Source organism: Pseudomonas sp. NDM, from assembly GCF_003105095.1.
In the GTDB taxonomy this organism is placed as follows: Bacteria; Pseudomonadota; Gammaproteobacteria; order Pseudomonadales; family Pseudomonadaceae; genus Aquipseudomonas; species Aquipseudomonas moraviensis_A.
On sequence record NZ_QETJ01000019.1, the window covers coordinates 12,579 to 36,406 of the forward strand.

19 protein-coding genes and 5 tRNA genes are annotated in these 23,828 nt (G+C 60.3%); 5 read left to right on the forward strand and 19 right to left on the reverse strand.

The genetic code is table 11. The features are described 5' to 3' along the window. Positions 1-202 precede the first annotated feature (202 nt). The 6 genes from DCO47_RS07150 to leuC all read right to left on the reverse strand — a co-directional run bounded on the left by DCO47_RS07150 (position 203) and on the right by leuC (position 6,739). Entirely contained in the window at positions 203-1,213 is a 1,011-nt protein-coding gene (locus DCO47_RS07150) for an aspartate-semialdehyde dehydrogenase (RefSeq protein ID WP_116657797.1), read from the reverse strand. Between the two features lie 235 nt (positions 1,214-1,448). After that, the gene (gene asd / locus DCO47_RS07155; RefSeq protein WP_064363920.1) at positions 1,449-2,561 is read right to left on the reverse strand and encodes an aspartate-semialdehyde dehydrogenase; all 1,113 of its coding nucleotides are present in this window, start codon (positions 2,559-2,561) and stop codon (positions 1,449-1,451) included. Between the two features lie 66 nt (positions 2,562-2,627). Next, entirely contained in the window at positions 2,628-3,710 is a 1,083-nt protein-coding gene (gene leuB, locus DCO47_RS07160; protein ID WP_042609427.1) for a 3-isopropylmalate dehydrogenase, read from the reverse strand. 55 nt (positions 3,711-3,765) lie between these two features. Continuing rightward, complete coding sequence (locus DCO47_RS07165) at positions 3,766-4,533, reverse strand: class I SAM-dependent methyltransferase (protein ID WP_065615010.1); 768 nt, start codon at positions 4,531-4,533, stop codon at positions 3,766-3,768. 128 nt (positions 4,534-4,661) lie between these two features. Next, positions 4,662-5,306, reverse strand: a complete 645-nt coding sequence (gene leuD / locus DCO47_RS07170) for a 3-isopropylmalate dehydratase small subunit (protein WP_116657798.1) — start codon at positions 5,304-5,306, stop codon at positions 4,662-4,664. Positions 5,307-5,308: 2 nt separating this feature from the next. Then, positions 5,309-6,739, reverse strand: coding sequence for a 3-isopropylmalate dehydratase large subunit (gene leuC / locus DCO47_RS07175; RefSeq protein WP_116657799.1), 1,431 nt, complete (start codon positions 6,737-6,739; stop codon positions 5,309-5,311). Between the two features lie 139 nt (positions 6,740-6,878). Between leuC and DCO47_RS07180 the strand changes: the two genes are divergently transcribed. Together DCO47_RS07180 and DCO47_RS07185 are read left to right on the forward strand one after the other, a co-directional pair. Then, positions 6,879-7,769: a LysR family transcriptional regulator gene (locus DCO47_RS07180; protein ID WP_116657800.1), complete on the forward strand. Its 891-nt coding sequence runs from the start codon at positions 6,879-6,881 to the stop codon at positions 7,767-7,769. Between the two features lie 64 nt (positions 7,770-7,833). Beyond that, positions 7,834-11,112: a PAS domain S-box protein gene (locus tag DCO47_RS07185; protein WP_116657801.1), complete on the forward strand. Its 3,279-nt coding sequence runs from the start codon at positions 7,834-7,836 to the stop codon at positions 11,110-11,112. 50 nt (positions 11,113-11,162) lie between these two features. Here the strand turns inward: DCO47_RS07185 and DCO47_RS07190 are convergent, their stop codons facing one another. From DCO47_RS07190 to uvrB, 11 genes are all read right to left on the reverse strand, one after another. Further along, positions 11,163-11,606, reverse strand: coding sequence for an Hsp20 family protein (locus tag DCO47_RS07190; protein ID WP_039762036.1), 444 nt, complete (start codon positions 11,604-11,606; stop codon positions 11,163-11,165). A gap of 119 nt (positions 11,607-11,725) precedes the next feature. After that, positions 11,726-12,685, reverse strand: a complete 960-nt coding sequence (locus DCO47_RS07195) for a tRNA-dihydrouridine synthase (RefSeq protein WP_042609421.1) — start codon at positions 12,683-12,685, stop codon at positions 11,726-11,728. Positions 12,686-12,844: 159 nt separating this feature from the next. Beyond that, positions 12,845-13,294 carry a thioesterase family protein gene (locus tag DCO47_RS07200; RefSeq protein ID WP_116657802.1) on the reverse strand — a complete coding sequence of 150 codons (450 nt, stop codon included), beginning with the start codon at positions 13,292-13,294 and terminating at the stop codon, positions 12,845-12,847. A gap of 46 nt (positions 13,295-13,340) precedes the next feature. Continuing rightward, positions 13,341-14,174 (reverse strand): alpha/beta fold hydrolase, encoded by an 834-nt coding sequence (locus DCO47_RS07205; RefSeq protein WP_016773922.1) that lies wholly within the window; start codon positions 14,172-14,174, stop codon positions 13,341-13,343. A gap of 30 nt (positions 14,175-14,204) precedes the next feature. Next, positions 14,205-14,744: a TetR/AcrR family transcriptional regulator gene (locus DCO47_RS07210; protein WP_116657803.1), complete on the reverse strand. Its 540-nt coding sequence runs from the start codon at positions 14,742-14,744 to the stop codon at positions 14,205-14,207. A gap of 182 nt (positions 14,745-14,926) precedes the next feature. Beyond that, positions 14,927-15,002: transfer RNA gene (locus tag DCO47_RS07215), tRNA-Glu, on the reverse strand. An 80-nt stretch (positions 15,003-15,082) separates the two neighbouring features. Beyond that, positions 15,083-15,158, reverse strand: a tRNA-Ala gene (locus DCO47_RS07220). Positions 15,159-15,211: 53 nt separating this feature from the next. Continuing rightward, positions 15,212-15,287 (reverse strand) — tRNA-Glu (locus tag DCO47_RS07225). A 79-nt stretch (positions 15,288-15,366) separates the two neighbouring features. After that, positions 15,367-15,442 (reverse strand) — tRNA-Ala (locus DCO47_RS07230). 189 nt (positions 15,443-15,631) lie between these two features. Further along, a complete protein-coding gene (gltX, locus tag DCO47_RS07235; protein WP_116657811.1) occupies positions 15,632-17,113 on the reverse strand; it encodes a glutamate--tRNA ligase in 1,482 nt (493 codons plus the stop codon). A 215-nt stretch (positions 17,114-17,328) separates the two neighbouring features. Then, positions 17,329-19,344, reverse strand: coding sequence for an excinuclease ABC subunit UvrB (uvrB, locus tag DCO47_RS07240; RefSeq protein ID WP_042609418.1), 2,016 nt, complete (start codon positions 19,342-19,344; stop codon positions 17,329-17,331). Between the two features lie 337 nt (positions 19,345-19,681). Between uvrB and DCO47_RS07245 the strand changes: the two genes are divergently transcribed. Beyond that, entirely contained in the window at positions 19,682-20,878 is a 1,197-nt protein-coding gene (locus DCO47_RS07245) for an amino acid aminotransferase (RefSeq protein WP_083353170.1), read from the forward strand. Positions 20,879-21,125: 247 nt separating this feature from the next. Beyond that, entirely contained in the window at positions 21,126-21,326 is a 201-nt protein-coding gene (locus DCO47_RS07250) for a hypothetical protein (RefSeq protein WP_016773917.1), read from the forward strand. Here the strand turns inward: DCO47_RS07250 and DCO47_RS07255 are convergent. Continuing rightward, positions 21,323-21,553: a hypothetical protein gene (locus tag DCO47_RS07255; protein WP_042609416.1), complete on the reverse strand. Its 231-nt coding sequence runs from the start codon at positions 21,551-21,553 to the stop codon at positions 21,323-21,325. The two genes, DCO47_RS07250 and DCO47_RS07255, sit on opposite strands and share 4 nt — an antisense overlap. 220 nt (positions 21,554-21,773) lie before the next feature. Between DCO47_RS07255 and DCO47_RS07260 the strand changes: the two genes are divergently transcribed. Beyond that, positions 21,774-21,849, forward strand: a tRNA-Asn gene (locus DCO47_RS07260). A gap of 199 nt (positions 21,850-22,048) precedes the next feature. On the opposite strand, the gene DCO47_RS07265 is transcribed toward DCO47_RS07260, so the two are convergent. Continuing rightward, a complete protein-coding gene (locus tag DCO47_RS07265; protein ID WP_042609415.1) occupies positions 22,049-23,572 on the reverse strand; it encodes a nucleobase:cation symporter-2 family protein in 1,524 nt (507 codons plus the stop codon). Positions 23,573-23,828: the final 256 nt, after the last annotated feature.

Consider the following 23,828-nt stretch of genomic DNA (forward strand, 5'->3'; position numbering starts at 1 on the left):
ATCCTTTGTTTGAACGTTCCTCGGCCAGCGAGAAGCTTTTGAATACCGCTGCCGTAAGGCATTGCGCGCGACGACGGAAGTCGCCGCGCGCGATCATTTCTGTGCTGCCCCGGAAAGTCCCGGAGAGTGACTCGTCATCGATCGCTTCGGGCAAGCATAGCGCGCACCTAGAATCAGTCGACAAATTGTTGCCAAGTATCTTTTACAGCAGGTCTTTTATCAACAACTCAGCCAGTTGCACGGCATTGAGCGCCGCGCCTTTGCGTACGTTATCTGACGTCAGCCAAAGATTTAGTTCCGCCGGGTCGTCGACGCCGCTGCGCACGCGCCCGACATAGACCACGTCCTGCCCCACTGCATCGCCGACAGCGGTCGGATAATCGCCGGCATCAACCAGCTCGATGCCCGGCGCAGCTTCGAGCGCTGCGTTGACCTTTTCCAGGTCAACAGCACTTGCTGACTGCAAGGTCACGCTAAAGCTATCGCCAAAAAACACCGGGGCTTGAACGCAAGTGGCAGAAATCTTCAATAAAGGTTTCGTCAGTACCTGCCGCAGCTCACGTACCAGACGTTTTTCCAGCAGCGTATGGCCCTGCGCATCCGGCGTGCCGACCTGGGCCAGCAGGTTGAACGCCATCTGCCGATCAAAGAACGTCGGCTCCAGCGGACGCATGTTCAGAAGCTCGGCGGTCTGCCGCGCGAGTTCGGTGACCGCCTCACGACCTTGCGCAGAAACCGCCAGATTGGCGGTGACGTTGACGTATTGCAGGTCGATCAGATCGAGCAGCGGCGCCAACACCACCGCAAGGGTCGTGGCCGACGGGCTCGGGCTGCTGACCTGGAATGGGCTTTTCAGACTGGCGAGGACTTCGGCATTGGCCTCCGGCACCACCTGCGGCGCCTGATCCGCCGGCAAGGCGCCGGACAGGTCGATCAACGAGCAACCGGCGGCGTGGGCGCGCGCCGCGTAGCTCAGGGACACCGCAGCGCCGGCGGCGAAGAACACCAGTCTGACCTTGCTGAAATCGAACTCGTCGACCTCACGCACGCGCACGTTCTTGTTGCGGAACAGCACCGAACTGCCAGCCGATTCACTGCTGGCCAACAGGTGCAGGTTGCCGACCGGAAAGTCGCGCTCTTCGAGAATCTGTACGAGGGTTTCGCCGACAGTACCAGTGGCGCCGATAACGGCGATATCGAAAGTCTGGGTCATGGAGCTACCTCTGGCAAAACGTGGGGAGCGGCACTTTACCGGCTGACTGCCATGCAGGCAATTCGGGGGTGCCTGTAACGCCTTCTTCGCGAGCAGGCTCGCTCCCACAGGGAGAATGCATTTCAAAGGTGGGAGCGAGCCTGCTCGCGGAGATGCCAGGCAAGGCACCGCATCTTCAGGCATAAAAAAACCCGCACCTCTTGCAAGGCGCGGGCTCTTTCATCGCCTCAAGCGATCAACGCTCCAGCAGAATCCGCAGCATGCGGCGCAGCGGTTCAGCCGCGCCCCACAGCAGCTGGTCGCCGACGGTGAAGGCACCAACGAATTGCGAACCCATGTTCAGCTTGCGCAGACGGCCGACCGGGACGTTCAGGGTGCCGGTGACCTTGGTCGGGCTCAGCTCCTGCATGCTGATCTCGCGCTGGTTCGGCACCAGTTTGACCCAAGGGTTGTGCTGGCTGATCAGCCCTTCGATGTCGGCGATCGGCACGTCTTTGTTCAGCTTGATGGTCAATGCCTGGCTATGGCAGCGCATGGCACCGATGCGCACGCAGATGCCGTCGACCGGGATCGGGCTCTTGAAGCGACCGAGGATCTTGTTGGTCTCGGCCTGGGCCTTCCATTCTTCGCGGCTCTGGCCGTTCGGCAGTTCCTTGTCGATCCACGGGATCAGGCTGCCGGCCAGCGGTACGCCGAAGTTTTCCGTCGGGTACGCATCACTGCGCATGGCTTCGGCCACGCGACGGTCGATGTCGAGAATCGCGCTGGCCGGGTCGGCCAGTTGATCGGCAACAGCGGCATGGGTCGCGCCCATCTGCTTGATCAGTTCACGCATGTTCTGCGCGCCGGCACCGGAGGCCGCCTGATAGGTCATGGCGCTCATCCACTCGACCAGACCGGCTTCGAACAGACCGCCCAGGCCCATCAGCATCAGGCTGACGGTGCAGTTGCCGCCGATGTAGTTCTTGGTACCCGCGTCCAGCTGCTGGTCAATGACCTTGCGGTTGACCGGGTCAAGAATGATCACCGCGTCATCGTTCATGCGCAGGCTCGACGCCGCATCGATCCAGTAACCCTGCCAGCCGGCTTCGCGCAGCTTGGGGAATACTTCGCTGGTGTAGTCGCCGCCCTGGCAGGTCAGGATCACGTCGAGGGTCTTCAGCTCGTCAATGCTGTAAGCGTCCTTGAGCGGAGCAATGTCCTTGCCCACGGACGGGCCTTGGCCACCGACATTGGACGTGGTGAAAAACACCGGCTCGATAAGATCGAAATCCTGCTCTTCCAGCATCCGCTGCATGAGCACGGAACCGACCATCCCGCGCCAACCGATCAGACCTACACGTTTCATCGCAACTACACCTTCTTGAAAAGTGGGCCGCTGCTTTGTATTGAATTTCGCAGCGGGCCCGAGAGATTACAGATTCCGCAGCGCGGCGACTACTGCGTCGCCCATTTCCTGCGTACCGACTTTGGTACAACCGGCGGAATGAATGTCGCCGGTGCGCAAGCCCTGATCGAGCACGACGCTGACGGCTTTTTCGATGGCATCGGCAGCATCGTGCAGATTGAAGCTGTAACGCAGCATCATCGACACCGACAGGATCGTCGCCAGCGGGTTGGCAATGCCTTTACCGGCAATGTCCGGGGCCGAACCGTGGCACGGCTCGTACATGCCCTTGTTGTTGGAATCCAGCGAAGCCGACGGCAGCATGCCGATCGAACCGGTGAGCATCGACGCTTCGTCGGAGAGGATATCGCCGAACAGGTTGTCGGTGACGATCACGTCGAACTGCTTCGGCGCACGCACCAGTTGCATGGCGGCGTTGTCGACGTACATGTGGCTCAGTTCGACTTCCGGGTAATCCTTTGCAACCTGCTCTACCACTTCACGCCACAACTGGCTGGACGCCAGGACGTTGGCCTTGTCCACCGAGCAGAGCTTCTTGCCACGGACCATGGCCATGTCGAAACCGACACGGGCGATGCGGCGGATTTCGCTTTCGCTGTACGGCAGCGTGTCGTAGGACTGACGCTCGCCGTTGTCCAGCGTACGGGTGCCACGCGGCGCGCCGAAGTAGATGCCGCCGGTCAGCTCACGGACGATGAGAATGTCCAGGCCGGCGACGATTTCCGGTTTCAGGCTCGACGCGTCGGCCAGTTGCGGATACAGGATTGCCGGGCGCAGGTTGCCGAACAGACCCAGTTGCGCACGGATTTTCAGCAGACCGCGCTCGGGGCGGATGTCACGCTCGATGGTGTCCCATTTCGGACCACCGACCGCGCCCAGCAGCACGGCATCGGCAGCACGGGCGCGATCGAGGGTTTCGTCGGCCAGCGGCACGCCGTGCTTGTCGATGGCCGCGCCACCGATGACGTCGTGGCTCAGCTCGAAGCCCAGGCTGTACTTGTCATTGGCCAGTTCCAGCACCTTGACCGCTTCGGCCATGATTTCCGGACCAATACCGTCACCCGGGAGAATCAAAATCTGCTTGCTCATGCTTTCCTCGTGTCTTCAAGCGGTGCGCCACTGAACGGCGCGCCCGGAAAAATGCTTATCGCTCAGCCATCAGTACGATCACATCGGTACTGAACGAGCCGTCGGCATCAATTTCAAAATATTCACGCACTTCGCTGCCCATCGACTGCTGCAACTGGCGAATCGCCGCGCGCAGCACTTCAGGCGTGCGCATGCGCTCGACCCAGCTGTTGTACTCCAGACGCAGGCGCTGGCGCGAGGTGCTGCGCACATGCAGACCGGCCTCGCTGACCTGGCGCAGCCACTCGGCAGCGGAGTAGTCGCGGACATGACTGGTATCGCGCAGTACTTCAACGCTTTGCAGGTAAGTGTCGAACAAGGGACTGCCCGGTGACAACACATCGACGAACGCCGCCACCCCGCCCGGCTTGAGCACCCGGCGCACCTCGCGCAGGGCCAGACCGAGGTCGCTCCAGTGATGCGCCGAATAGCGGCTGAACACAAAATCGAACTCGCCCTCGGCGAACGGCAAGCGCTCGGCAGCGCCATTGACCGTGACGATATTGCTCAAGCCGCGATCGACGGCAGCGCCGGCAACCACATCAAGCATTTGCTGCGACAGGTCGTAAGCCACAACCTCCTTGACCAGCGGTGCGACATGAAAACTGACATGCCCGGCGCCACAACCCAGATCCAGCACCCGTGCCGCGCCCTGCCCGGCCAGCTCGGCCTGCAGCAGTGCGAATTCACTGCCTTGGGCGTGAACGGCGCTGCTCAGGTAAGCGGCGGCCTGTTCGCCGAATTGTGTCTGGACGACCTGGGAGTGCTGGGTGGTGCTGGTCATGGGGACATCCTGTTCAATTTTGTGTTGCTTTGGAGGGCCCCATCGCGAGCAGGCTCACTCCTACAGGGGAACGCATTTCAAATGTAGGAGTGAGCCTGCTCGCGCTAGCGCCATTCGCCATACGCAAATCAGGCGTCGCGAAACAACCACGGCTGGCTAACCCGATGCTTCGCCTCGAACGTCGCAATCGCATCGCCGTCCTGCAGGGTCAGGCCGATATCGTCCAGACCATTGAGCAGGCAATGCTTGCGAAACGCGTCGATCTCGAAGCTGTAGATTTTGCCATCCGGGCGGGTCACGGTCTGCGCTTGCAGATCGATCCGCAATTGATAACCCGGCTCGGCTTCAACCTGCTTAAACAGTTCATCAACTTCTGCATCGCTGAGGATGATCGGCAGCAGGCCGTTCTTGAAACTGTTGTTGAAGAAGATGTCGGCATAACTGGGCGCGATGATGCTGCGAAAACCATACTCTTCCAGCGCCCACGGCGCGTGTTCACGGCTCGAACCGCAGCCGAAGTTCTCGCGGGCGAGCAGCACGCTGGCCCCCTGATAACGCTCGGCGTTGAGGACGAAATCCTTGTTCAACGGGCGCTTGGAGTTGTCCTGATACGGCTGGCCAACATCCAGATAACGCCACTCGTCGAACAGGTTCGGACCAAAACCGGTGCGCTTGATCGACTTCAAGAACTGCTTGGGAATGATCTGATCGGTATCGACGTTGGCACGATCCAGAGGCGCGACAAGACCAGTGTGCTGAGTAAATGCCTTCATCTTTACTGTGCTCCTTGGATCAATTCACGAACGTCGATGAAACGGCCGTTCACCGCTGCTGCCGCCGCCATGGCCGGGCTGACGAGGTGGGTACGGCCACCGGCGCCCTGACGGCCTTCGAAGTTGCGGTTGGAAGTCGAGGCGCAATGCTCGCCGGACTCCAAACGGTCCGGGTTCATCGCCAGGCACATCGAGCAACCCGGCTCGCGCCATTCGAAACCGGCCTCGAGGAAAATCTTGTCCAGCCCTTCGGCTTCGGCCTGCGCCTTGACCAGACCCGAGCCCGGCACGACGATCGCCTGCTTGATGGTCGAGGCGACCTTGCGACCCTTGGCGATGACCGCAGCCGCGCGCAAGTCTTCGATGCGCGAGTTGGTGCAGGAACCGATGAACACGCGATCAAGCTGAATGTCGGTGATCGCCTGATTGGCGGTCAAACCCATGTATTTCAGGGCGCGGACGATTGAGTCGCGCTTGACCAGATCCATTTCCTTCGCCGGGTCCGGCACGTTCTGATCAACAGCCAAAACCATTTCCGGGGAAGTGCCCCAGCTGACTTGCGGCTTGATCTGCGCGGCGTCCAACTCGACCACGGTGTCGAATTTGGCATCAACGTCGGAAACCAGATCTTTCCAGGCTTCGACGGCCATGTCCCACTGCTCGCCCTTCGGCGCGAATGGACGACCTTTGACGTAATCGATGGTCTTCTGATCCGCCGCCACCAGGCCGACACGGGCGCCGGCTTCGATGGACATGTTGCAGATGGTCATGCGGCCTTCGACGGACAGATCGCGGATCGCGCTGCCGGCAAATTCGATGGCATGGCCGTTACCGCCGGCGGTGCCGATCTTGCCGATCACGGCGAGGACGATGTCCTTGGCGGTCACGCCGAACGGCAGTTGGCCTTCGACGCGCACCAGCATGTTTTTCATTTTCTTCGCCACCAGGCATTGCGTGGCGAGCACGTGCTCGACCTCGGAAGTGCCGATGCCGTGGGCCAATGCACCGAATGCGCCATGGGTCGAGGTGTGCGAGTCGCCGCAGACCACGGTCATGCCCGGCAAGGTCGCGCCCTGCTCCGGGCTGATGACGTGGACGATGCCCTGGCGCACGTCGTTCATCTTGAACTCGACAATGCCGTATTCATCGCAGTTGTCGTCGAGGGTCTGTACCTGCAAACGCGAAACCTGGTCGGCAATGGCTTCGATGCCGCCCTTGCGCTCCGGGGTGGTCGGTACGTTGTGGTCCGGGGTGGCGATGTTGGCGTCGATGCGCCAAGGCTTGCGCCCGGCCAGACGCAGGCCTTCGAAGGCTTGCGGCGAAGTCACTTCGTGAATGATGTGACGATCGATATAGATCAGCGCCGAGCCATCGTCGCGCTGCTTGACCAAATGCGAATCCCAGAGCTTGTCGTAGAGCGTTTTGCCGGCCATCAGACGGTTCCTCATCAGCTTGTTTCTATGCCCTGGGCTTATCAATGACCCTTTGGCTTGTGAGGCCGATCCTATGGGGTTAGATTAAATAACTCAAATTCATATTTTTCATGCTTTGGATAACCAACTGGAATGCGACATGGACCTGGCTAACCTCAATGCGTTTATTGCCATCGCCGAGACCGGCAGCTTCTCCGGCGCAGGCGAACGCCTGCACCTGACCCAACCGGCGATCAGCAAGCGCATTGCCGGGCTTGAGCAGCAATTAAAGGTGCGCCTGTTCGATCGCCTGGGACGTGAAGTGGGCCTGACCGAGGCTGGCCGCGCCCTGCTGCCACGGGCTTATCAGATTCTCAATGTGCTCGACGACACCCGCCGCGCCCTGACCAACCTGACCGGGGAAGTCAGCGGTCGCCTGACCCTGGCCACCAGTCACCACATCGGCCTGCACCGCTTGCCTCCTCTATTAAGGGAGTTCACTCGCCGCTACCCACAGGTTGCGCTGGATATTCAGTTCCTCGATTCGGAAGTGGCCTACGAGGAAATTCTCCACGGCCGCGCGGAACTGGCGGTCATCACCCTGGCGCCGGAGCCGCACACCCTGGTCAAAGCCACGCCGGTGTGGGACGACCCGCTGGATTTCGTCGTGGCCCCGGAGCACTCGCTGATCAACAATGGCGCCGCCAGCCTGGCGGACATTGCCGGCCATCCGGCGGTTTTCCCCGGTGGCAATACGTTTACCCATCACATCGTCCAGCGTTTGTTCGAAGCCCAGGGCCTGACGCCGAACATCGCCATGAGCACCAACTACCTGGAAACCATCAAGATGATGGTCTCCATCGGCCTGGCCTGGAGCGTGCTGCCGCGCACCATGCTCGATGAGCAAGTGGCAAGCATCGCATTGCCGGGCATACAGCTCACTCGCCAGCTAGGCTATATCTTGCACACCGAACGGACGCTATCGAATGCAGCAAGAGCCTTCATGGCCCTGCTGGATGCACAAATCGATCGGCCAGGGACTCCGGCCTGACTTGTGCTAATCCTATAGAGCCGCCCCCTGTGCCTAACGCCACTCAGCTCAAGGCCCGCTGACAATGCCGAAATCTGTTGACCGAATTCCGCCGATGCCGCGAATCCAGGCTGTTGATCCGCGCCATTCCGAGCAGAGCTGGGAAAGCGCGCCGCAATTGCTCGCCGCGCTCAACGGCGCGCGGCTCGGTGCCTGGTATTGGGACATCGAGCGCGGGCAGATCAGCTGGTCGCGGGGCACTCAGGCATTGTTCGGGTTTGATCCACGGCAGCCATTACCCGCCGATCTGGAATACCTCGACCTGTTGCCGCCGGAAGACCGCGCGAAAACCGTGCGCGCCTTCCACGCGGTGATCGCCGGCGCCCCGCTGGAACAGGCGATGCATCACCGCATTCGCTGGCCCGACGGCAGTCTGCATTGGCTGGAAATCAGCGGCAGCCTGTTGCCGGACAAGAACGGCCGGCCCCGAATGATCGGGGTGATTCGCGAAATCACCCACCAACGCCAGCGCGAGCAGGCCCTGAGCAGCTCGGAGAAACGTTTCGCTACACTTTTCCACCTGTGCCCTAACATGGTTCTGCTGACCCGTCAGGAGGACGGTCTGATCAGCGAAGCCAATCAGTATTTCGAAAGCCTGTTCGGCTGGCCGGTGCAAAGCGCCATCGGCCGCACCACGCTGGAACTGGGCTTGTGGGTGCATCCCAAGCAACGTGCCGAACTGGTGAAAAAAACCAAGGCCAAGGGCGAACTGATCAGCATGGAAGTGCAGTTCCGCGCCAGCAACGGCCAAGTCCACGACGGCATCCTCAGCGCGCAGAAAGTCGAGCTCGAAGGCCAGCCCTATCTACTCAGCACGTTCCTCGACACCACCGAACGCAAAGCCGCCGAACTGGCCTTGAAGGACAGCCAGGAACGCCTCGACCTGGCGCTGGACTCGGCGCAACTCGGCACCTGGGACTGGCACATCCCCAGCGGCATGCTCTACGGCTCGGCGCGCGCCGCGCAATTGCACGGGCTGGAGCCGATTCCATTCCATGAATCATTCGAGGAGTTTTTCGAAGGGGTACCCGGTGAGGAACGCGACACCATGCGCGACGCCTACCGCAGTCTGCGCGAAGGCCCCGCCGGCAATTATCAACTGACCTATCGCGTGCAATTGCCCGACGGCAGCTCGCGCTATCTGGAAAGCCGCGCCCGCCTCTACCGCGACGACAACGGCGCGCCGCTGCGCATGGCCGGCACGCTGCTGGACATCACCGATCAGGTCGAGCGCGAACAGCGCCTGGTGGCTTCGGAAGAGAAATTCGCCACGCTGTTTCAGGTCAGCCCTGATCCGATCTGCGTCACGCGCCAGGAAACCGGGGAATTCATCGAGATCAACTCCAGCTTCAGCCAGACCTTTGGCTGGAGCGCCGCCGACGTCATCGGCCACACTGCCGAAGAAATCGGCCTATGGGACGCCTCGGCCAAAAGCCTGCAACGCATCGAACGGGTCATTCGCGAACAAGGCCTGAGCAACGTGGCGATTCTGGTTCAGCACAAGGACGGCCAGTCGCTGACCTGCGTGATTTCCAGTCGGCAGATCAGCGTCGGCGATCAGCCGTGCATCGTCACCACCCTGCGTGACATCACCCAACAACAGCGCTCGGAAGCGGCGCTGAAGGCCAGTGAAGAAAAGTTCGCCAAGGCATTTCACTCCAGCCCCGACGCCATCACCATCACCGAACGCGACACCGGGCGTTATCTGGAGGTCAACGACGGCTTCTGTCGCCTCACCGGCTACCGCGCCGACGAAGTGGTGGGCAAAACCGTTTATCAAGTAGGGATCTGGGCCGAAGAAAAACAGCGCTCGACGCTACTCGCCGAACTGCAGATCAAGGGCCGCGTGCATCATCAGGAAATGCTCGGGCGCAACAAGCGCGGCGAATTGCTCACGGTAGAGGTTTCGGTCGAACCGATCACCCTTAACGAAACCGCGTGCCTGCTGCTTACGGCGCGCGACGTCAGCCTGCTGAAGAACGCCGAAGCGCAGATCCGTCATTTGGCCTATCACGACCCGCTGACCAACCTGCCGAACCGCGCGCTGCTGATGGATCGCCTGAGTCAGCAGATCGCTCTGCTCAAGCGCCACAATCTGCGTGGCGCCTTGCTGTTTCTCGATCTCGATCACTTCAAACACATCAACGATTCCCTCGGCCACCCGGTCGGCGACACCGTGCTGAAAATCATCACCGCACGGCTCGAAGCCAGCGTGCGCATGGAAGACACCGTGGCGCGCCTCGGTGGCGACGAATTCGTGGTGTTGCTCAGCGGCCTCGAAGGTTCGCGCAGTGAAGTCAGCGAGCAAGTGCGCGCGCTGGCCGACACCATTCGCGAACTGCTCTCGGAGCCGATGTTCCTCGACGGCCAACGCCTGCAAGTGACGCCGAGCATCGGCGTGGCTTTGATTCCCGATCACGGTTCGACCCCGACCGACCTGCTCAAACGCGCCGACATCGCCCTGTACCGGGCCAAGGATTCCGGGCGCAACACCACGCAGATGTACCACAACACCATGCAGAAGGCGGCCAGCGAACGCCTGCGCATGGAGACCGACCTGCGTCTGGCGCTGTCCCGCGGCGAGTTCAACGTGCACTTCCAGCCGCAAGTCGATGCCCGCGACAACCGCATCATCGGCGCCGAAGCCCTGGTGCGCTGGAACCATCCCGAACTCGGCGCGCAATCGCCCACCGAGTTCATCAAGGTGCTGGAAGACAGCGGCCTGATCCTTGAAGTCGGCACCTGGATTCTCGATGAAGCCTGCAACGCCTTCAAACAACTGATCGCGCTGAAACTCGTCGACCCGTTCAACTTCAGCCTGTGCGTGAACATCAGCCCGCGGCAGTTCCGCCAGAACGATTTCGTCGAACGCATCGAACACAGCATGACCAGCCACGGCCTGCCGTGTTCGCTGCTGAAACTGGAAATCACCGAAGGCATCGTCATCCAGAATCTGGACGACACCATCAGCAAAATGCGCCGCTTGAAAAAACTTGGCGTGAGCTTCGCCATGGACGATTTCGGCACCGGTTATTCATCGCTGACGTACCTGAAACGCCTGCCGGTCGACACGCTGAAAATCGATCAGTCGTTCATCCGCGATGCGACCACCGACTCCAATGTCGCGGAGATCATTCGCGCAATTGTCGCGATGGCCCGCAGCCTCGAGCTGGAAGTCATTGCCGAAGGCGTGGAGACGTCGGCCCAACTGGCGTTTTTGCAGGGGCTGGACTGCCATTTGTATCAGGGCTATCTGCACAGCCGGCCGGTGGGGTTGGAGGATCTGAAAAAACTGCTCGAATAGCGGACACAAAAAAGGGCGCCATCACTGGCGCCCTTTTTGTTGCCCTGGGGTTATTGCAGGACAGGCTGCTGCGCTCCATTGATCGGGATGCGCTTGGCTTTCGCTTCTTCCGGGATCACACGGAGCAGGTCGATGCTCAGCAGACCGTTGCGCAGCGCAGCGTCCTTGATCTCGATGTGATCGGCCAGACGGAACGACAGCTTGAAGGCTCGCTGGGCGATGCCTTGATGCAAGAACGTGACGCTTTCGTCAGTGTCGCGCTTGCCGCCACTGATAGTCAGCACACCCTTCTCGACTTGCAGGTCCAGGTCTTCTTCCTGGAAACCGGCGGCCGCAACGACGATGCGGTATTGGTCATCACCGTGTTTTTCGACGTTGTAGGGTGGGTAGCTGCTGCCTGGCTCGTTACGCAGGGCGGTTTCGAACAGGTCGTTGAAACGATCGAAACCTACCGAGGAACGGAACAGTGGCGCGAGGGAAAATGCAGTACTCATGATTCAAATCTCCTGAAAACAATCAGCAAGGTTTTGTGTCTCCGCGACCCGAATTCGGCATCGCGTACCCCTTAGATAGGGACCGCTGTTTTGATTTCAAGAGATTATTTTCAGATTTTTTACGCGGCCTCGACGAGCGGCAATCCGAGCAAACGCGAGACGTGATCAGGCTCGGTTTCGCGGCGCAGAACGGTGAAAAGCTCGGCGGCTTCCGGGTAGTTGCGCGTCAGCATGGCCAGCCATTGCTTGAGGCGACCGGGCGATTGGCGCGCGGTCATCTGCGCTTTGGCCTGCAGCCAGAAGTCCTGAATCAGCGGCATCAGCTCGGCCCAGGTCATCTCGACGACTTCTTCGCCGGCGCGGGCGGCAGCGATCTGCCGCGCCAGATCCGGGCGAGAGACCAGACCACGACCGAGCATGATGTCTTCGACGCCACTGATTTCGCGGCAACGGCGCCAGTCTTCGACGCTCCAGATATCACCGTTGGCGAACACCGGCACTTTGACCACGTCTTGTACGCGCGGGATCCACTCCCAATGTGCCGGCGGTTTGTAGCCGTCCATTTTCGTCCGCGCATGTACGACGATGTGCTCCGCCCCGCCTTCGGCCAGCGCCGTGGCGCAGACCAGCGAACCGTCAGGACTGTCGAAACCCAGGCGCATTTTTGCCGTGACCGGGATGTGCGCCGGTACGGCACGACGCACGTGCTCGACGATCTGATTGAGCAGCTCCGGCTCTTTCAGCAGCACGGCACCGCCGCGGGATTTGTTGACGGTCTTGGCCGGGCAGCCGAAGTTGAGGTCGATCACTTCAGAACCGAGTTCGCAGGCCAGCGCGGCGTTTTCCGCCAGGCACACCGGATCGGAACCAAGCAACTGCACGCGCAGCGGCACGCCAGACGCGGTGCGGGCGCCGTTGAGCAGCTCGGGGCCGAACTTGTGGAAGTACGCCGGGGTGAGCAACTGGTCGTTGACCCGAATGAATTCGGTCACGCACCAATCGATGCCGCCAACGCGGGTCAGCACGTCGCGCAGGATGTCGTCGACCAACCCCTCCATGGGCGCCAGAGCAATTTGCATGGGGAAACACTACTTGAGGAAAAAACGTGCGGCAGTTTACTGGATTACGCGCAAAACCGCAGATCCCTTGTAGGAGTGAGCCTGCTCGCGATAGCGGTGTGCCAGGCGATGCATACGTGGCGGATACACCGCCATCGCGAGCAGGCTCACTCCTACAGGTTAGATTTGAGCAGATTCCGGGATATGGATCGCCGGGCCGTAACCTTCGATGAACTCGGCCGGCATCCGCTTGGGCTTGCCGGTCGACAGCTCGATGCAGACGAACGTGGTCTGCGCGCGCAACAGGGTGGCGTTGTCGCTGGGGCGTTTGAGCTGGAAATGCCGGGTCATTTTCAGGCGCTGATCCCAATCGACGATCCAGGTCGCCAGTTGCAGTTCATCACCCTCATAGGCCGCGGCCAGGTAATCGATTTCGTGGCGGACGACAGCCATCGCCCGATCCAGTCGCCGGTATTCGACCAGGTCCAGGCCGAGGCGCTGCGAGTGGCGCCAGGCGCAGCGTTCAAGCCAGGTCACGTACACGGCGTTATTGGCGTGCCCGAGCCCGTCAATGTCCTCGGCGCCTACTTGCAGATCAATGGTAAACGGCGTTTCCCGATCCCAGCCCATGCCCCACTCCCGGTCAAAGTTTTCAACCGGGGCAGTGTAACGGAGCTCAGGCCGATTGGCGCGCCTGAAGGCTGCGACCGGCGAGCAGTGATAACACGCCATCAATCACTCGAGGGTCGGCCAGCACCCGTTGATGACCACCACTCTCCAGGCGCAGCAGACGGCTGTCGAACCAGGCCTCGTGAATCAGTTGCGATTCCTTGACCGAGACGAAGTTGTCGTCCTCGGCGTGCACGATCAGGCCGGGCATATCCAGTTGATAGTGGGCAACGTCAAGCGTCGCGGCGCGCATGCCGACGTCCTGCTCGACCTGACGAATGAACGCCGAGCGCGCACGCGGCGGCATGCCGACCATGCGCGCGAATCCGCGCAGTACGCCGAGAATGCGCGACGGTGCGGCGATGCTGACCAGGGTTTCGGTGCGCAACCCCAATTGCACGGCGAGCATTGCGCTGGCGCCACCCATGGAGTGACCGATCACCGCTTGCAGCGGCGGCAACTCGGCAGCGGCTTCAAGCATGGCGCGGGCGAACAGCACCACGTTGGCTTCGCGCCCGGGCGAACGACCATGGGCCGGGCCGTCGAGTGCGACGACCGTGTAACCGGCGTCGACCAGCGCATTGATCAGCGAAGCGAACTGCGTGGGCCGCCCTTCCCAACCATGCATGAGCAACACCGTAGGGCCTTGCCCCCAACGCAGCGCCGACAGGCCGAAGCGCAAAGTGATGCGCTCGGAACTCGCCAGCAGCGGCAGCTCCCAGTCCCGCAGCGGAAGCGCGCGGGGCGTCATGAACGCCAGGCGCATTTTGCTCGCCACCAGTTTCGGTGCAAACCAGCCCAAGGTACCGTTAACGCCACGAACCCACTTCAACGCGTTCATCGCACTCTCCTCAGGCTTGTTGCCTTCAGGTCAACGCACCGCCGACTTGGCGGCGCGCAGCAATCGATCGGATAACTCTCCCGGACCCAGCGCTCTTGCCAGCGCAAGACCACCTACCATCAGCGCGACATCGGCCAGGGCCTTGTCGGTGTCTTCAGGACTGGCAGCCAGTTGCGCCACCATCAGCTCAAGATGCTCGTTCAGCGCAGTGCGGAACGATTCCGGCAAACGCCCCAGTTCGCCGATCGAGGCCGGAATCGGGCACGCCGCATCGCTGGAATCCCGGTGTTTGCGCGACAGGTAGAACGCAGCCACCAAGGCGCGACGTTCTTCGCCGGTCAGGTCGGCATCCATGTCGGCGATCAGATCGCGACGCCGGCCCAGCAGCTGCTTGAACGCTTCGAGCATCATTGCGTCCTTGCTTTCGAAGTGCGCATAGAAGCCACCGACGGTCAGGCCGGCTGCGCCCATCACTTCGCCCACGCTCGGGTCGGCCGGGCCACGCTGGATCAGTGCGGCGCTGGCAGCCTTGAGGATACGTTCGCGGGTTTGAGCTTTTTTATCGTTCATCGTTGCCTCCGAATATTACGACTAGAATATTATTCGCATAATAATATTCCGCAAGTCATGAATATGACCGCTGGTCTGAAGCACAGTGTAAGGAAAATGGAGAGTTGGCCAAACGCCAGACAAACAAAAGGGCCATTCAATAATTGAATGACCCTTATAAAATCCCGCAGAGCGGGTAATCGTGGCGTCCCCTAGGGGACTCGAACCCCTGTTACCGCCGTGAAAGGGCGGTGTCCTAGGCCACTAGACGAAGGGGACACAAACCCTTCTATACAACTGATCAGTGCTGAGAGCTGATCGATTCAAGGCCGGTGTGGCCAGACCTTGAACTGTAAAATTGGTGGAGCTAAGCGGGATCGAACCGCTGACCTCCTGCATGCCATGCAGGCGCTCTCCCAGCTGAGCTATAGCCCCGGATTTTTCGCCTCGCGGCGGAGTGATCTCTTGCAACATCACTTCTGTAAAACTGGCGTCCCCTAGGGGACTCGAACCCCTGTTACCGCCGTGAAAGGGCGGTGTCCTAGGCCACTAGACGAAGGGGACGCAAACCCTTCTATACAACCGATCAACGCTGAGTGTTGATCGCTTCAAGGCCGGTGTGGCCAGACCTCGAAGTGTAAATTGGTGGAGCTAGACGGGATCGAACCGTCGACCTCTTGCATGCCATGCAAGCGCTCTCCCAGCTGAGCTATAGCCCCTCATCGCTGAGGACGGGGCGAATCTTAAGGGCGTATCGAAAGCCTGTCAAACTTATTTTTGAAAAATTTCAAAATTTTTTGTCGGGATAACAATCACTTACCGCCCTCCCCCGTAAATTCGGGAGAAACGCCGAAGGCAGGATCAAAAGATCGCAGCCTTCGGCAGCTCCTACAGAGAAGCAAAAGCAATCAAGCGATGGCGCCCAGAAGCTTTTCCCACTCTTTGTTTTCTTTCTTCGACACGCCACCCAGCAGGTCAATCGCCTGGCGCAAGCGGAAACGGGTCAGGTCCGGGCCAAGGATTTCCATCGCATCAAGCACCGACACCGAACTGGCCTGCCCGGTGATCGCGGCAAACATCAGCGGCATCGCGTCGCGCAGTTTCAATTCGAGGGAATCCACCACCGCCTGAATCGTCGCGGTGATGTTGTCCTTCTCCCACTGACGCAGGCTTTCCAGCTTCCACAAGATCAGCTGCATCAACTGGCGAACCTGATCGCCGGAGAGCTTTTTCGATTCAAACAGCTTGGCATCCGGGTTAACGCCGCCGGCAAAGAAGAATCCCGCCAGCGGTGCGACCTGGCTGAAGGTTTCGACGCGCCCCTGCACGTGAGGCGCGATCTTCATCATGTATTCGGAATTGAACGCCCACTTCTGCACGCGGGCGGCAAACTCTTCCACCGGCAGATCGCGCAGCCACTGACCGTTGAGCCACGACAATTTCTCGATATCGAAGATCGGCCCGCCGAGGGAAACGCGCTTGAGATCGAAATTGTCGACCATTTCCTGCAGCGAGAACTTCTCGCGCTCGTCCGGCATCGACCAGCCCATGCGGCCGAGGTAGTTGAGCATGGCTTCGGGCATGAAGCCCATGCGCTCGTAGAACGTCACCGAGGTCGGGTTCTTGCGCTTGGACAGCTTGCTCTTGTCCGGGTTACGCAGCAGCGGCATGTAGCACAGCTCTGGTTGTTCCCAGCCGAAGTATTCATAAAGCAGGATCAGTTTTGGCGCCGATGGCAGCCATTCTTCGCCACGCAGGACGTGGGTGATGCCCATCAGATGGTCATCGACGACGTTGGCGAGGAAGTACGTCGGCAGGCCGTCGGTCTTCATCAGCACTTGCATGTCCATGCGATCCCACGGGATCTCGACGTCGCCACGGAGCATGTCCGGCACCACGCAGACGCCTTCGCTCGGCACTTTCATGCGGATCACGTGCGGTTCGCCAGCAGCCAGGCGCGCGGCGACTTCTTCTTTCGACAACAGCAGTGCGCGGCCGTCGTAGCGCGGGGTTTCGCCGCGAGCCATTTGCTCGGCGCGCATCTGATCGAGTTCTTCAGCGGTGCAGAAGCACGGGAACGCATGGCCCATGTCGACCAGTTGCTGGCAATACTTCTGATAGATATCGCCGCGCTCGCTCTGCCGGTATGGGCCGTGCGGGCCGCCGACATCCGGGCCTTCGCTCCAGTCGATGCCAAGCCAGCGCAGGGCGTCGAAGATCTGCTGTTCGGACTCGCGGGTCGAGCGCAACTGATCGGTGTCTTCGATGCGCAGGATGAATTCACCGCCGTGCTGCTTGGCAAAGCAGTAGTTGAACAATGCGATGTAAGCGGTACCTACGTGGGGGTCCCCGGTAGGCGATGGCGCGATGCGAGTGCGGACGGTGGTCATGGCATGTCTCGAAAAAATGAAGAGCAGAACAATCAAGCGGCGAATGGTAACAGGCGACACCGGCCCCGCTCCAGCGGGCAGGGTATTTAAGCCAGATGCCCCAAGGCCTTGCGATTGTGTGAAGGCCATTCGCGAGCAGGCTCGCTCCCACAGGGACAGGCAATTGCTCTGTGGGAGCGAGCGTGCTCGCGAAGAGGCCGGTCAGGCGATGAAAATCAAACGGTGAGCAATCGTTCGCGCAGTTTGGCAATCTCGTCGCGCATCTGCGCCGCCGCTTCGAACTCCAGATCCCGCGCCAACTGATACATCTTCTCTTCCAGTGCGCGGATGCGTTTGGTGATTTCGCTGGGCGAGCGCAGTTCGGCTTCGTACTTGGCGTTCTCTTCGGCGGCCTTGGCCATGCCTTTGCGCTTCTTGCTGCGCGAGCCCGGTACCGTGGCGCCTTCCATGATGTCGGCGACGTCCTTGAACACGCCTTTCGGAGTAATGCCGTTTTCCAGGTTGAAGGCGATCTGCTTCTCACGACGACGCTCGGTCTCGCCAATCGCCCGCTCCATCGACCCGGTCATGCGATCAGCGTAGAGAATCGCCCGGCCATTGAGGTTACGCGCCGCGCGGCCGATGGTCTGGATCAGCGAGCGCTCGGAACGCAGGAAGCCTTCCTTGTCGGCATCGAGAATCGCTACCAGCGACACTTCCGGCATGTCGAGGCCTTCACGTAGCAGGTTGATGCCGACCAGCACATCGAACACGCCAAGGCGCAAATCGCGGATGATCTCGACGCGTTCGACAGTGTCGATGTCCGAGTGCAGGTAACGCACGCGCACGCCGTGGTCGGCGAGGTAATCAGTCAAGTCTTCGGCCATGCGCTTGGTCAGCGTGGTGACCAGCACGCGCTCTTCGATCGCCACACGCTTGGTAATTTCCGAGAGCAAGTCGTCGACCTGGGTCAGCGCCGGCCGCACTTCAACCTGCGGGTCGACCAGACCGGTCGGCCGTACCACCTGCTCGACCACGCGCCCGGCGTGCTCGGCTTCGTAGTTGCCGGGGGTTGCGGATACGAAAATGGTTTGCGGGCTGACCCCTTCCCACTCGTCGAAACGCATTGGCCGGTTGTCCAGCGCCGATGGCAGGCGGAAACCGTACTCGACCAGGGTTTCCTTGCGCGAACGGTCGCCCTTATACATCGCGCCAACCTGCGGCACGCTGACGTGAGATTCGTCGATTACCAACAGCGCGTCGGCGGGCAAGTAGTCGTAAAGCGTGGGTGGCGCCGCGCCGGATGGCCGCCCGGACAGGTAGCGCGAGTAGTTCTCGATGCCGTTGCAGTAACCCAGTTCGAGAATCATCTCGAGGTCGAAACGGGTACGCTGCTCCAGGCGCTGGGCCTCTACCAATTTGTTGTTGCTGCGCAGGTATTCGAGACGCTCCTGCAGTTCGACCTTGATGCCTTCGATGGCGTCGAGCAGGGTTTCACGAGGTGTCACGTAGTGACTCTTCGGATAAAAGGTGAAGCGCGGCATCTTGCGAATGACTTCGCCGGTCAGCGGATCGAACGCGGAAATGCTCTCGACCTCGTCATCGAACAGCTCGATGCGGATCGCTTCCAGATCGGATTCCGCCGGGAAGATATCGATGACGTCGCCACGCACGCGGAACGTCGCCCGGGCGAAATCCATGTCGTTGCGGGTGTATTGCAGATCCGCCAGGCGCCGCAGCAGCGCACGCTGATCGAGCTTGTCGCCACGATCAACGTGCAAGACCATTTTCAGATACGTCTCCGGGCTGCCCAGACCGTAGATGCACGACACCGTGGTGACGATGATCGCGTCCTTGCGCTCCAGCAACGCTTTGGTCGCGGACAGCCGCATCTGCTCGATGTGGTCGTTGATCGACGCATCCTTCTCGATGAAGGTGTCGGACGACGGCACATACGCTTCGGGCTGATAGTAGTCGTAGTAGGAAACGAAATATTCCACCGCGTTGTTCGGGAAGAACGCCTTGAACTCCCCGTACAGCTGCGCGGCCAGGGTCTTGTTCGGCGCCAGCACCAGCGTCGGACGCTGTACCTGTGAGATGACGTTGGCGATGCTGAAGGTCTTGCCCGAGCCGGTCACACCGAGCAGTGTCTGGTGCGCCAGCCCGGCATCAATGCCCTCAACCAACTGGCGAATGGCTTCCGGCTGATCGCCGGCAGGCTCGAAGCGGGTGACTAGCTGGAATTCCGACATACACACCTCTGGAATCGTGGCGTTCCGCGTCAGACGGAGCACCACGAGGACGACCGCAAACGACCGATGTCGCGCAAGAAAAAACCTGGATTGTGCTTAATGTGGTGGCGATTGCCTGACCTTTCAAGGCAAACGTCCTACATCCGGTAAAGACTCTGACAAAGTCAATCGACTAACGGTCAAGAAATAATCGGAAAAACTTACCGCAAAAGCCGATTCGCCTGTCGCCATCGCGCGGTGATGGCCTCTATACTAGCTCCCCGTTTGTGCACCGCTCTAGTGCATTCGGCTGGAGCGCGACACGTCCCTCCACTCTCCATTCAGAGCCGCCGTAATAATGAGCCTGTTCTCCGCTGTCGAAATGGCACCCCGCGATCCAATCCTGGGCCTCAACGAAGCATTCAACGCCGATACCCGGACCACCAAGGTCAACCTGGGCGTGGGCGTGTACTGCAACGAAGAGGGGCGAATTCCACTGCTGCGCGCGGTGATCGAAGCCGAGACGATTCGCGTCGCTCAACACGCTTCGCGCGGTTACCTGCCGATCGATGGCATCGCTGCCTACGACCAGGCCGTGCAAAAACTGCTGTTCGGCAACGACTCGCCGCTGATCAGCTCCGGTCGCGTCATCACGACCCAGGCGGTCGGCGGGACTGGCGCACTGAAAATCGGTGCCGACTTCCTCAAGCAACTGCTGCCAAACGCTGTCGTGGCGATCAGCGATCCAAGCTGGGAAAACCACCGCGCGCTGTTCGAAACCGCTGGTTTCCCGGTGCAGAACTACCGTTATTACGACGCTGCCACCCACGACGTAAATCGTGCCGGCATGCTCGACGACCTCAACGCCCTGCCGAACGGCTCGATCGTTGTCCTGCACGCTTGCTGCCACAACCCGACCGGCGTCGACCTGACCCCAACGGACTGGAAAAACGTGCTGGACGTGGTCAAGGCCAAGGGACACGTACCGTTCCTCGATATGGCTTACCAAGGTTTCGGCGACGGCATCGATGAAGACGCCGGCGCTGTGCGCCTGTTCGCCGAATCCGGTCTGACCTTCTTCGTCTCGAGCTCGTTCTCCAAGTCGTTCTCGCTGTACGGCGAACGTGTTGGCGCACTGTCAATCATCAGCGAATCGAAAGAAGAAAGCGCGCGCGTGCTGTCGCAGGTCAAACGCGTGATCCGCACCAACTACTCCAACCCGCCGACCCACGGCGCCAGCATCGTTGCGGCTGTACTGAACAGTCCGGAACTGCGTGCACAGTGGGAAGCTGAACTCGCGGAGATGCGTCTGCGCATTCGCGGCATGCGCGAGCAGATGGTTGCCCTGCTGGCAGAGAAAGCCCCGGGCCGCGATTTCAGCTTCGTCGGTCGTCAGCGCGGCATGTTCTCCTACTCCGGCCTGACCACCGAACAGGTGCATCGCCTGCGTAACGAGTTCGGCATCTACGCCCTGGACACTGGCCGCATCTGCGTGGCCGCACTGAACCAGAGCAACATCAAGGCTGTGACGGACGCGATCGTGCAGGTCATCTGATTTCGCCGCGTGATCAAAAAACGGGAAGCCTTGAACGGCTTCCCGTTTTTATTTGTCCCGGAAAGATGTCCACACCCTCTAGACTGCACACAAATCAGAACCGTAGGAGCTCGTAGGAGCTGACGAGTGAAACGAGGCTGCGATCTTTTGATCTTGTTTTTTAAGATCAAGATCAAGATCAAAAGATCGCAGCGTTCCGCAGCTCCTACCGGTTTTGCGTACACCCAAGAATTTTGAGAGAAGCCACATGAAAAACGACAACCTGCGCGCCGACCGTGACGATCTGGATGATTTCATCCCGCGCGCCCCGGCCAAGCGTGAGAAGAGCCTGGTGCTGCAAGTGGCCACCGGGGTATTCCTCGGCGGCCTGGCCCTGTGGCTGGTGCAACTGGCGGCGACGGCAGCCTATGCCAAGCTGATGCTCGGCACGATCACCTTCGGCAGTTAAGCCAGTTCGGCCGAGCGCTGAGCGGCGGCGTCGTCGTAAATCACATACAGGGATTCGGCGATCTGGCTCTTGATGGCCTTGCTGCTTTCGAGGCCGAGCACGAAACCCTCGGCCTTGCCGCCGGCACGATTCAATTCTTCGGCGGTGCTGGCGCCGGTGATGGCATCGAAAAGTTTCTCGGCGTGCGGGCCGATGCCTTTGGGCAGGCTGATCTGTGCGGTACTCATGCGAGCACCTCGGTGTTGCGAGTGATTTCAATCATTGGCGCGTACCTTTGCGGCGAATGGCCGGCAGCGCGTGTGACCACTTCCGGGCTGCCATGGTAGACCTCTGAGGCCATTCTGGTAACCGCCAATCGCTGACAAAACACCGTCTGTCCAGGCGAAACGCAAAAAACGCCAGGCGACGCTTGACTTCTCTTTTTGAATCAGTAACATACGCACCAATTCCGCAATAGCTCAGTTGGTAGAGCAAGTGACTGTTAATCACTGGGTCCCTGGTTCGAGTCCAGGTTGTGGAGCCAAATAGCAAAGCCCCTGAATCGCAAGGTTCAGGGGCTTTTTTGTGGGCGCCTGAAAAGATCAAAAGATCGCAGCCTTCGGCGGCTCCTGCAAAGAAACGCTGATCCCGATGTAGGAGCTGCCGAAGGCCGCGATCTTTTAATCTGCAAACGAAAAGGCCGATCTGTACAACCAGATCGGCCCTTCTATATTCAGCAGCAGTCAGACATGTTCGCTGCTTTTCACCTGCACCTTCGGCGCGCCATGCCCATGGTCGTGGTCATCTGGCTCGATCACCGGTACCTCCTTGCCATCGCAATCATGCAGCTTGCCGTCGCTGAAGTAGTCGCCTTCGCGCAGCGCGGCCAGATCGCGATAACGCAGGGTGCGCTCTTCCGCTGCGGCAAACACCGACTGCTGATCCGAGTTGCCAGCCGTAAAGTGGTTGAACGCCAGGTTGAGCAGGATCGCCATGATTGCCGACGAGCTGATGCCCGAATGGAAAATCGTCGCGAACCAGCTCGGGAAATGATCGTAGAAGTTCGGCGCGGCGATCGGGATCATGCCGAAACCTATCGAGGTGGCAACGATGATCAGGTTTACGTTGTTGCGGTAATCCACCTTCGACAACGTGCGGATGCCGCTCGCGGCCACGGTGCCGAACAGCACGATTCCCGCGCCGCCGAGTACCGACGTCGGCACAGCGGCAATCACCCGGCCCATGAACGGCAGCAGGCCGAGGACCACCAGGAACACGCCGCCGGTGGCGACCACGAAACGGCTCTTGATCCCGGTCACCGCCACCAGCCCGACGTTCTGCGCGAAAGCACTTTGCGTGAACGAACCGAAGATCGGCGCAAACATGCTCGACAGCATGTCGGCACGCAGGCCGTTGCCCAAGCGTTTCGAGTCGACCTTGGTGCCGATGATTTCACCCACGGCGAGGATGTCCGCCGAGGTCTCCACCAGGGTCACCATGACCACAATGCACATCGACAGAATCGCGGCGAAATGGAAGGTTGGCATGCCGAAGTGGAACGGCGTCGGGAAGCCGAACATCGGGCCGGTGGTGACACTGGAGAAATCCGCCATGCCGAGGAACACCGCCAGCACCGTGCCGATGACCATGGCCAGGAGGATCGACAACCGCGAAATGGTCGAACTGCCGACCTTGCTCAGCAGCAACACCAGCACCAGCGTTACCGCCGCCAGGCCGATGTTCTGCATGCTGCCGAAGTCCGGCGCGTGGCTGTTGCCACCCATTGCCCAGCGTGCGGCAACGGGCATCAGCGTCAGGCCGATGGTGGTGATCACGATGCCGGTGACCAGCGGCGGGAAAAACTTGGTGATACGCGAGAACACGGGCGTGATCAGCAAGCCGATCAACGAGGCGGCAATCACCGCGCCCAGCACCGATTGGAAACCGCCCTCCCCGCCGCTGCTGACAATCGCGACCATGGTCGCCACGCCGGAGAACGACACGCCCTGAACCAGCGGCAGCTGACAGCCAAAAAACGGTAGACCCAGGGTTTGCAGCAATGTCGCCAGCCCCCCCGCAAACAATGAAGCAGCAATCAACAGACCAATGTCCGCCGGCGACAGACCGGCCGCCTGGCCAATGATCAGTGGCACCGCAACGATACCGCCGTACATGGTCAGAACATGTTGCAGGCCGTAAGCCATATTCGCGCCGACCCCGAGGTTTTCGTCCTCGGGCCGTTGGTGTGAAACATGGGGCGTTTTCATGGTGGGGGGTTCCCTGGTTTTTGTTATGCGCACACTGTATTCAATCATCAGGACAAATGTCCATAGAGTTGTATACAACTTATCGGTCACATAATGGTTAGGTAGCCACCCAAGCTTCTGGCCCGCGGCTTTCGCGCCCACAAACCCGGCAACACATCCACGCTGCGTTCGCGCCAGTGCCCACTAGGCTGAAGTGTTCACGGCGACCGACGGTAAAGTCGCGCTCTTTTTTATGCATATAATGTATGCATAGTGA

What these genes read in the sequence shown, in the direction of transcription:
- DCO47_RS07150 (WP_116657797.1), bottom strand. Translation starts at nt 1,213, where the DNA reads ATGACCCAGACTTTCGATATCGCCGTTATCGGCGCCACTGGTACTGTC.
- asd (WP_064363920.1), bottom strand. Translation starts at nt 2,561, where the DNA reads ATGAAACGTGTAGGTCTGATCGGTTGGCGCGGGATGGTCGGTTCCGTG.
- leuB (WP_042609427.1), bottom strand. Translation starts at nt 3,710, where the DNA reads ATGAGCAAGCAGATTTTGATTCTCCCGGGTGACGGTATTGGTCCGGAA.
- DCO47_RS07165 (WP_065615010.1), bottom strand. Translation starts at nt 4,533, where the DNA reads ATGACCAGCACCACCCAGCACTCCCAGGTCGTCCAGACACAATTCGGC.
- leuD (WP_116657798.1), bottom strand. Translation starts at nt 5,306, where the DNA reads ATGAAGGCATTTACTCAGCACACTGGTCTTGTCGCGCCTCTGGATCGT.
- leuC (WP_116657799.1), bottom strand. Translation starts at nt 6,739, where the DNA reads ATGGCCGGCAAAACGCTCTACGACAAGCTCTGGGATTCGCATTTGGTC.
- DCO47_RS07180 (WP_116657800.1), top strand. Translation starts at nt 6,879, where the DNA reads ATGGACCTGGCTAACCTCAATGCGTTTATTGCCATCGCCGAGACCGGC.
- DCO47_RS07185 (WP_116657801.1), top strand. Translation starts at nt 7,834, where the DNA reads ATGCCGAAATCTGTTGACCGAATTCCGCCGATGCCGCGAATCCAGGCT.
- DCO47_RS07190 (WP_039762036.1), bottom strand. Translation starts at nt 11,606, where the DNA reads ATGAGTACTGCATTTTCCCTCGCGCCACTGTTCCGTTCCTCGGTAGGT.
- DCO47_RS07195 (WP_042609421.1), bottom strand. Translation starts at nt 12,685, where the DNA reads ATGCAAATTGCTCTGGCGCCCATGGAGGGGTTGGTCGACGACATCCTG.
- DCO47_RS07200 (WP_116657802.1), bottom strand. Translation starts at nt 13,294, where the DNA reads ATGGGCTGGGATCGGGAAACGCCGTTTACCATTGATCTGCAAGTAGGC.
- DCO47_RS07205 (WP_016773922.1), bottom strand. Translation starts at nt 14,174, where the DNA reads ATGAACGCGTTGAAGTGGGTTCGTGGCGTTAACGGTACCTTGGGCTGG.
- DCO47_RS07210 (WP_116657803.1), bottom strand. Translation starts at nt 14,744, where the DNA reads ATGAACGATAAAAAAGCTCAAACCCGCGAACGTATCCTCAAGGCTGCC.
- gltX (WP_116657811.1), bottom strand. Translation starts at nt 17,113, where the DNA reads ATGACCACCGTCCGCACTCGCATCGCGCCATCGCCTACCGGGGACCCC.
- uvrB (WP_042609418.1), bottom strand. Translation starts at nt 19,344, where the DNA reads ATGTCGGAATTCCAGCTAGTCACCCGCTTCGAGCCTGCCGGCGATCAG.
- DCO47_RS07245 (WP_083353170.1), top strand. Translation starts at nt 19,682, where the DNA reads ATGAGCCTGTTCTCCGCTGTCGAAATGGCACCCCGCGATCCAATCCTG.
- DCO47_RS07250 (WP_016773917.1), top strand. Translation starts at nt 21,126, where the DNA reads ATGAAAAACGACAACCTGCGCGCCGACCGTGACGATCTGGATGATTTC.
- DCO47_RS07255 (WP_042609416.1), bottom strand. Translation starts at nt 21,553, where the DNA reads ATGAGTACCGCACAGATCAGCCTGCCCAAAGGCATCGGCCCGCACGCC.
- DCO47_RS07265 (WP_042609415.1), bottom strand. Translation starts at nt 23,572, where the DNA reads ATGAAAACGCCCCATGTTTCACACCAACGGCCCGAGGACGAAAACCTC.